This window comes from Microbacterium sp. A20, from assembly GCF_004794515.1.
Lineage (GTDB): Bacteria > Actinomycetota > Actinomycetes > Actinomycetales > Microbacteriaceae > Microbacterium.
In genome coordinates, this window is sequence record NZ_SSDF01000073.1 from 1 (window position 1) to 7,043 (window position 7,043).

Annotated in this window: 7 protein-coding genes; 6 read left to right on the forward strand and 1 reads right to left on the reverse strand. The window is 68.5% G+C overall.

Annotation, left to right across the window (positions count from 1 at the left end; genetic code table 11):
- Positions 1-109: 109 nt before the first annotated feature.
- The 5 genes from DW298_RS08915 to DW298_RS08935 are packed head-to-tail and all read left to right on the forward strand — an operon-like array spanning position 110 to position 6,197.
- Positions 110-934, forward strand: coding sequence for an ABC transporter ATP-binding protein (locus DW298_RS08915; RefSeq protein ID WP_136042089.1), 825 nt, complete (start codon positions 110-112; stop codon positions 932-934).
- Positions 931-1,737: an ATP-binding cassette domain-containing protein gene (locus DW298_RS08920; protein ID WP_136042090.1), complete on the forward strand. Its 807-nt coding sequence runs from the start codon at positions 931-933 to the stop codon at positions 1,735-1,737. The genes DW298_RS08915 and DW298_RS08920 overlap by 4 nt, the downstream gene beginning before the upstream one ends.
- Positions 1,734-2,822, forward strand: coding sequence for an ABC transporter permease (locus DW298_RS08925; protein ID WP_136042091.1), 1,089 nt, complete (start codon positions 1,734-1,736; stop codon positions 2,820-2,822). The genes DW298_RS08920 and DW298_RS08925 overlap by 4 nt, the downstream gene beginning before the upstream one ends.
- Before the next feature lies 1 nt (position 2,823).
- Positions 2,824-3,951, forward strand: coding sequence for an ABC transporter permease (locus DW298_RS08930; RefSeq protein WP_136042092.1), 1,128 nt, complete (start codon positions 2,824-2,826; stop codon positions 3,949-3,951).
- A complete protein-coding gene (locus DW298_RS08935) occupies positions 3,951-6,197 on the forward strand; it encodes a glycoside hydrolase family 3 N-terminal domain-containing protein (RefSeq protein WP_136042093.1) in 2,247 nt (748 codons plus the stop codon). Before DW298_RS08930 ends, DW298_RS08935 begins: the two co-directional genes overlap by 1 nt.
- Positions 6,198-6,294: 97 nt before the next feature.
- On the opposite strand, the gene soxR is transcribed toward DW298_RS08935, so the two are convergent.
- A complete protein-coding gene (gene soxR, locus DW298_RS08940) occupies positions 6,295-6,744 on the reverse strand; it encodes a redox-sensitive transcriptional activator SoxR (RefSeq protein WP_136042094.1) in 450 nt (149 codons plus the stop codon).
- Between the two features lie 120 nt (positions 6,745-6,864).
- On the opposite strand from soxR, the gene DW298_RS08945 reads away from it, so the two are divergent.
- A partial coding sequence (locus DW298_RS08945; protein WP_136042095.1) for a ferredoxin family protein occupies positions 6,865-7,043 on the forward strand: 179 nt, incomplete at its 3' end.

Consider the following 7,043-nt stretch of genomic DNA (forward strand, 5'->3'; position numbering starts at 1 on the left):
GGCCGGACTTCGACAGGCTCAGCCACCCACGGCCGGACTTCGACAGGCTCAGCCACCCATCTGGGTCCCTGAGCCTGTCGAAGGGCCCGCCCCCCACGAAGGACACCCCATGCCAGACCCCCTGCTCAGCGTGCGCGACTTCTCGGTCGTGTACGACGTCGATCCGCCCGTCGAGGCGGTGAAGAACGTGACCCTCGAACTGCAGCGCGGCGAGATCCTCGGTCTCGCCGGCGAGAGCGGATGCGGCAAGACCACGCTCGCCTACGGGGTGCAGCGCCTGCTGCGCGCCCCGGCCGTCATCACCAGCGGAAGCGTGACGTTCCACGATGCGACCGGCGTCGACATCGACATCAACGCGCTCGATGTGGATGCCATGCAGCGGTTCCGCTGGGACAAGGTGTCGATGGTGTTCCAGGGCGCGATGAACGCCCTCAACCCGGTCGCGACGATCGGCTCGCAGCTGGAGGACGTGTTCGAGATCCACCGCCCCGACATGAACCGCAAGCAGCGCCGGGCCGAGGCCGAGGAGCTGCTCGAGATCGTGAAGGTCGGGCGCCAGCGCATCCGCTCCTTCCCGCACGAGCTCTCCGGCGGCATGCGCCAGCGCGTGATGATCGCGATGGCCCTCGCCCTCCGGCCGCAGCTCATGGTGATGGACGAGCCGACCACCGCGCTCGACGTGCTGGTGCAGCGGGAGATCCTCAAGCAGATCTCGCAGCTGCGGCACGAGTTCGGCTTCTCGGTGATCTTCATCACCCACGACCTTCCCCTCCTCCTGGAGATCAGCGACCGGATCGCGATCATGCGCGAGGGCGAGATCATCGAGCTCGAGACCGCCGAGCGCATCTGGACGCAGCCCGCGCACGAATACACGAAGACGCTGCTGTCGTCGTTCCCCCGACTCACCGGCGAGAGAGGAGTGCTGGTGCGATGACCACCCTCGAATTCCGGAACGTCACGAAGGCGTACAACGTCCGCGGCGCCGGGCAGATCAAGGCGCTCGACGAGGTGAGCTTCACCCTCACCTCCGGCCAGACGATCGGCCTGGTCGGCCAGTCCGGCAGCGGCAAGTCCACGATCGCGAAGATCCTCACCCAGCTCGAGACCCCGACCAGCGGCGAGGTGCTGCTCGACGGCACGCCGATCCCCCGTCGTGGCAAGGGGCTGCGGAAGTACCGGCAGCAGCTGCGCATGGTGTTCCAGGACCCGTTCGCCTCGCTCAACCCGTATCACTCGATCCGGTACCACCTGGAGCGCCCGATCCGTCTCGATGACGTCGTGCCGAAGAAGGAGACCGAGAACGAGGTGCGCCGGCTCCTCGACCGTGTGCGCCTGGATGCGGATGCCGTGATCGACCGCCGCCCCCACGAGCTCTCCGGCGGACAGCGACAGCGCGTCGCGATCGCCCGCGCGCTGGCATCCCGTCCGTCGCTTCTCGTCGCCGACGAGCCCGTCTCGATGCTCGACGTCTCGATCCGTCTCGGCGTGCTGAACCTGCTCGCCGACCTGCAGCGCGAAGAGGGACTCGGCGTGCTCTACATCACCCACGACCTGGCCACCGCCCGCCACTTCAGCGACGAGATCATGGTCCTCAACCAGGGGCGCGTCGTGGAGTACGGCACCGCCGACGACGTCATCCTCAACCCGCAGGACCCGTACACACGAGAGCTGCGATCCGCCTCCCCCGACCCGGACAAGTTCTTCGCGCAGGCAGCATCGAACGGAGGCGCACGGTGAGCACCGCATTCCCCCAGCTGGACGACAACGATCTGGTCGCCCGCGACGCCCTCGAGGTCGGCACCACCGCGACCACGGCGCAGCGCGGGCAGCGACGCGTGCCGTGGCGCTTCTTCGCCGGACGCGCGGGCTTCTACCTGTTCACCCTGTGGGCGGCCATCACGATCAACTTCTTCCTGCCGCGCCTCATGAAAGGCGACGCGGTCAGCTCCTACCTCGCCCGCAACCCCAACGTCAGCCCCGAGGCGGCCGACGCTCTGCGCATCCTGCTCGGCATCGACACCGACAAGTCGGTGTGGCAGCAGTACATCGAGTACTGGGCGATGCTGCTGCGCGGCGACCTCGGCATCTCCACGCTGCACGGCCTGCGGCCGGTCGCCGAGGTGCTCGCCGCCGCCCTGCCGTGGACACTCGGCCTGGTGGGGATCGCGACGATCATCTCGTTCACGATCGGCACGGTCGCCGGCGCGATCGTCGGCTGGAAGCGCGGCAGCAGGCTCGACGCGATCATCCCGGTGACGACGTTCTTCAACACCATCCCGTACTTCTGGCTCGGCCTGATCGCCATCGCGATCTTCTCCTCCACGCTGAAGTGGTTCCCCTCCTCACACGCGTATGACAAGGGGCAGTCGCCGGAATGGAGTTTCGACTTCATCGGCCAGGTGATCATGCACGGCACGCTGCCGGCGCTGACCATCGTGATCGCCTCGCTCGGCGGATGGGTGCTCGGCATGCGCAACATGATGCTGACCGTGCTCGACGACGACTACATCACGGTCGCGCAGGCCAAGGGCATGCCCAACAAGCGAGTGCTCTGGGGCTACGCCGCTCGCAACGCGGTGCTGCCGCAGATCCAGAGCTTCGCCCTGTCGATCGGCTTCATCGTCGGCGGCACGATCGTGATGGAGATGGTGTTCAGCTACCCGGGCGTGGGCAAGCTGCTGCTCGACGCGACCAACGCCAAGGACTTCGCCCTCATGCAGGGCGTGTTCCTCGTGATCACGCTGTCGGTGCTCGTGGCCAACATCCTCGCGGATGTCGTCTACGCCTACCTCGACCCGCGCACGCGCCAGATGGAGTCCTGAGATGACCGTTCCCACCACTGCAGCGAGCACCGCACCCGACGGGTCGCCCGTCGTCTCGGGCATGCCCGAGACCGCGACCCTGCGCACCCCGCCGACCGGCGAGTCGCCGCGCAAGACCTTCTGGTCGCAACTCGGCCAGGCGTTCGCGATGTTCCGCAATCCCAAGTCGGTCGCGGGTCTCATCATCCTCGGGGTGTTCGTGCTCGTCGCGATCCTCGCCCCCTGGATCGCCCCGTACGGACCGACCCAGAAGGACCGCACCGCGCTGCGTCAGCCGCCCTCCTGGGAGCACTGGCTGGGCACGACCCACATGGGCGAGGACGTGCTGAGCCAGATCATCTACGGCACCCGCGGTGTGATCGTCGTCGGCTTCCTCGCCGCCTTCATCGCCACGATCATCGCGATCACGATCGGCGTGATCGCCGGTTACGTGCGCGGCTGGAAGAGCGAGTCGCTCTCGGCGCTGACCAACGTGTTCCTGGTGATCCCCGGCATCCCGCTGATCATCATCATCGCCTCGCAGTTCGACAACCCGCCGCTGATCGTGATCGCCGCGGTGCTGGGCTTGACCGGATGGGCGTGGGGTGCGCGCGTGCTGCGCGCCCAGACGATGTCGCTGCGCAACCGCGACTTCATCCAGGCCGCACGCGCCAACGGCGAGCCGCTGCGCCGCATCATCACGGTCGAGATGCTGCCGAACCTGATGGCGCTCATCGCGTCGAGCTTCGTCGGCACGGTCACCGCGGCCATCCTCGGCCTGACGACGCTGGCCTTCATCGGGGTGATCCCCGTGAGCAACCTCAACTGGGGCACCATCCTGTTCTGGGCGCAGCAGAACGGCGCCTTCCCGCGCCTGTGGTGGTGGTACGTGCCCGCCGGGCTCTGCATCGCGATCATCGGCGTCGCCCTCTCGCTCATCAACTTCGGCATCGACGAGTACGTCAACCCGCGCCTGCGCTCGGCCGGCGAGCGTGCCAGGGCCATGAAGAAGCAGGGGCTGGACGTGAACGACGCCGTCACGGCCGTCCGCAGCGTGCCCCTGCCGCGAAAGAGCGCCGATCCCGTAACGTCGGCGACCTCGCCCGACACCTCCGACTCTCCGAAGACCTCGACCCAGAACACGAAGTGATGACCTCTCAGACCCTGACCACGGTTCTTCCCTACCAGGACCCCGCCCTCTCGATCCCGGAGCGCGTGGCCGATCTCCTCAGCCGCATGACGCTGGAGGAGAAGGTCGGGCAGATGCTGCAGCTCGACGCGCGCGACGACCTCGACGACCACATCGCGCGGCGGCACGCGGGATCGATCCTGCACACCTCGCCCGAGCGCATCCTGCGGGCGAACGAGCTGACGGCCGAGACCCGGCTCCGCATCCCGCTGCTCGTCGGCGAGGACTGCATCCACGGGCACTCGTTCTGGCCGGGAGCCACGATCTACCCGACGCAGCTGGGCATGGCCGCGTCGTGGGATGCCGAACTGCTCGAGCGCGTCGCCCGCGCGACCGCCGAAGAGGTCGCGGTGACCGGCATCCACTGGACGTTCTCGCCCGTGCTGTGCATCGCCCGTGACCTGCGCTGGGGCCGTATCAGCGAAACCTTCGGCGAGGACCCGTTCCTGATCGGCGAACTCGCATCGGCGATGGTGCGCGGCTACCAGGGCGACGGCCTCGACGACCCGACCGCCATCCTCGCGACCGCCAAGCACTTCGCCGGGTACTCCGAGACCCAGGGCGGGCGCGATGCGAGCGAGGCCGACATCTCGCGCCGCAAGCTCATCTCCTGGTTCCTGCCGCCGTTCGAGCGCGTCGCCCGCGAGGGGTGCCGCACGTTCATGCTCGGCTACCAGACCACCGACGGCGTGCCGATCACGACCAACGACTGGCTGCTCAGCGACGTGCTGCGCGGCGAGTGGGGGTACACCGGCACCCTCATCACCGACTGGGACAACGTCGGACGCATGGTGTGGGAGCAGCGGATCCAGCCCGACATCACGCACGCGGCCGCAGCGGCCGTGCGGGCGGGGAACGACATGATCATGACGACGCCCGCCTTCTACGAGGGGGCGCTGGATGCCGTGGCCCGCGGGATGCTCGCCGAGGATGCCTTCGACGCCGCAGCCGCCCGCATCCTGACGCTCAAGTTCGAGCTCGGACTCTTCGAGAACCCGCGGTTGCCGGGTGCCGAACTCGACGCCGTGGTCGGCAGCGCCGCGCACGCGGAGCTGAACCTCGAGACGGCCCGCCGCTCGATCGTGCTGCTCGAGAACGACGGGGTGCTGCCGCTCGACCCGACCGCCCCGCTGCGGGTGGCCGTCGCCGGTCCGCTCGCCGACGACGCGCAGACCCAGCTCGGCGACTGGGCCGGCGGCTCGGGGCAGGCCGGCTGGCTCGACGGACAGCCGCGCGAGATGATCACGACCGTTCTCGACGGCCTGCAGGGCGTCGAGGGGTGGAGTGTCACACACGCCCGTGGTGCTGACATCCTCACGCTGGAGGAAGACCCGAAGGGCGCCTTCTTCCCTGATCACCAGCCGCGTCCGCCGGTGGTGAAGGCCTGCGCGCCGGATGCCGCGCTGATCGCCGAGGCTGTGGCGGCGGCATCCGCCTCCGATGTCGTGGTCGCCGTGGTCGGTGACCGGATCGAGCTCGTCGGAGAGGGCCGCTCGACCGCGACGCTCGAGCTCATCGGCGGGCAGAACGCCCTGATCGACGCGCTCATCGCGACCGGGAAGCCCGTCGTGATCGTGCTGCTCGCCTCGAAGCCGCTCGTGCTCCCGGCATCCGCGTCGAAGGCCGCCGCCGTGATCTGGGCGGCGAACCCGGGGATGCAGGGTGGCCGTGCGCTCGCCGAGATCATCTCGGGCGCGGTCGAGCCCTCCGGTCGGCTGCCGATCTCGTTCGCCCGGCACGTGGGCCAGCAGCCGACGTATTACAACCAGATCCGCGGACAGCACGGCGACCGGTACGCCGACCTCACGCAGTCGCCGGCCTGGGCGTTCGGTGAGGGCCTGTCGTACACGACGGTGGAGTACTCCGACCTGGAGTTGGAAGCGACCTCGCTGGGGGAGTCCGACACGATCGTCGGGCACGTCACGGTGGCGAACACGGGCTCACGGCCGGTGCGCGAGACGGTGCAGGTGTACGTGCGCGATTCGGTGACGAGCGTGAGCTGGACCGACAAGGAGCTCAAGACCTACCGCCAGGTCGACATCGCTCCCGGGGAGTCCGCCCGCGTGCGTGTGGAGCTGCCGGTCGCCGACTGCTCGATCGTGGATGCCGCCGGAAAGCGTCTGGTCGAAGCCGGCGCGTTCGAGCTGCTGGTCGGCCCGAGTTCCCGCGACGACGCGCTCCTCTCCGCCGTCTTCGAGGTGCGCTGACCCTCGCTGAGACCCCCGGTTCCCGCCGAGACCCCGTGCTGCAGCCGCAGCTGCGAGGGGTCTCGGCGGGAGGGCGGGGTCTCGGCGTCGCGCCGCGTCAGTCCTGCAGACGTTGCGGGCCGACGCCCTGCGTGCCGAGCGCGTCGTCGGGGTTCAGCAGTCCGCACGCCTTCATCGACAGGCAGCCGCAGCCGATGCATCCGGTGAGTTCGCGCTCGAGACGCTCGATCCCTTCGCGCCGCTTCTCGAGCTCGCGCTTCCAGCGTCGTGACGCCTTCTGCCAGTCGGCGTGACTCGGTGTCTCGGTCAGTGGCACGTCGGCGAACGCCGTCTGCACGTCGGACAACGGGATGCCGAGGCGCTTGGCGACCGTGATGAGCGAGACCCGCCGCAGCATGTGGCGGGCGTAGCGGCGCTGATTGCCGGGCGTGCGGGTGGAGGCGATGAGGCCCAGCGTCTCGTAGAAGTGCAGGGCGGAGGCGGCGACACCGGTGCGACGGGTCATCTCGCCGATCGTCAGCGGCTCGTCGGGTGCGTGCGTGCTCATCCGGTTGCCTCTCCCTCGATTTGACCTCAAGTGTACTTGAGGTCTTACGGTTGTCGAGTGGCCCCGACGTGGGCCGATCGACCCGAACGAGGACAGCGTGACCCGAACGAAGACCCCGCGATGACCTATGTGATCGCCCTGCCGTGTGTCGATGTGAAGGACAAGGCCTGCATCGACGAGTGCCCCGTCGACTGCATCTACGAAGGTGAACGGTCGCTGTACATCCACCCCGACGAGTGCGTGGACTGCGGTGCCTGCGAACCGGTATGCCCGGTCGAGGCCATCTACTACGAAGACGA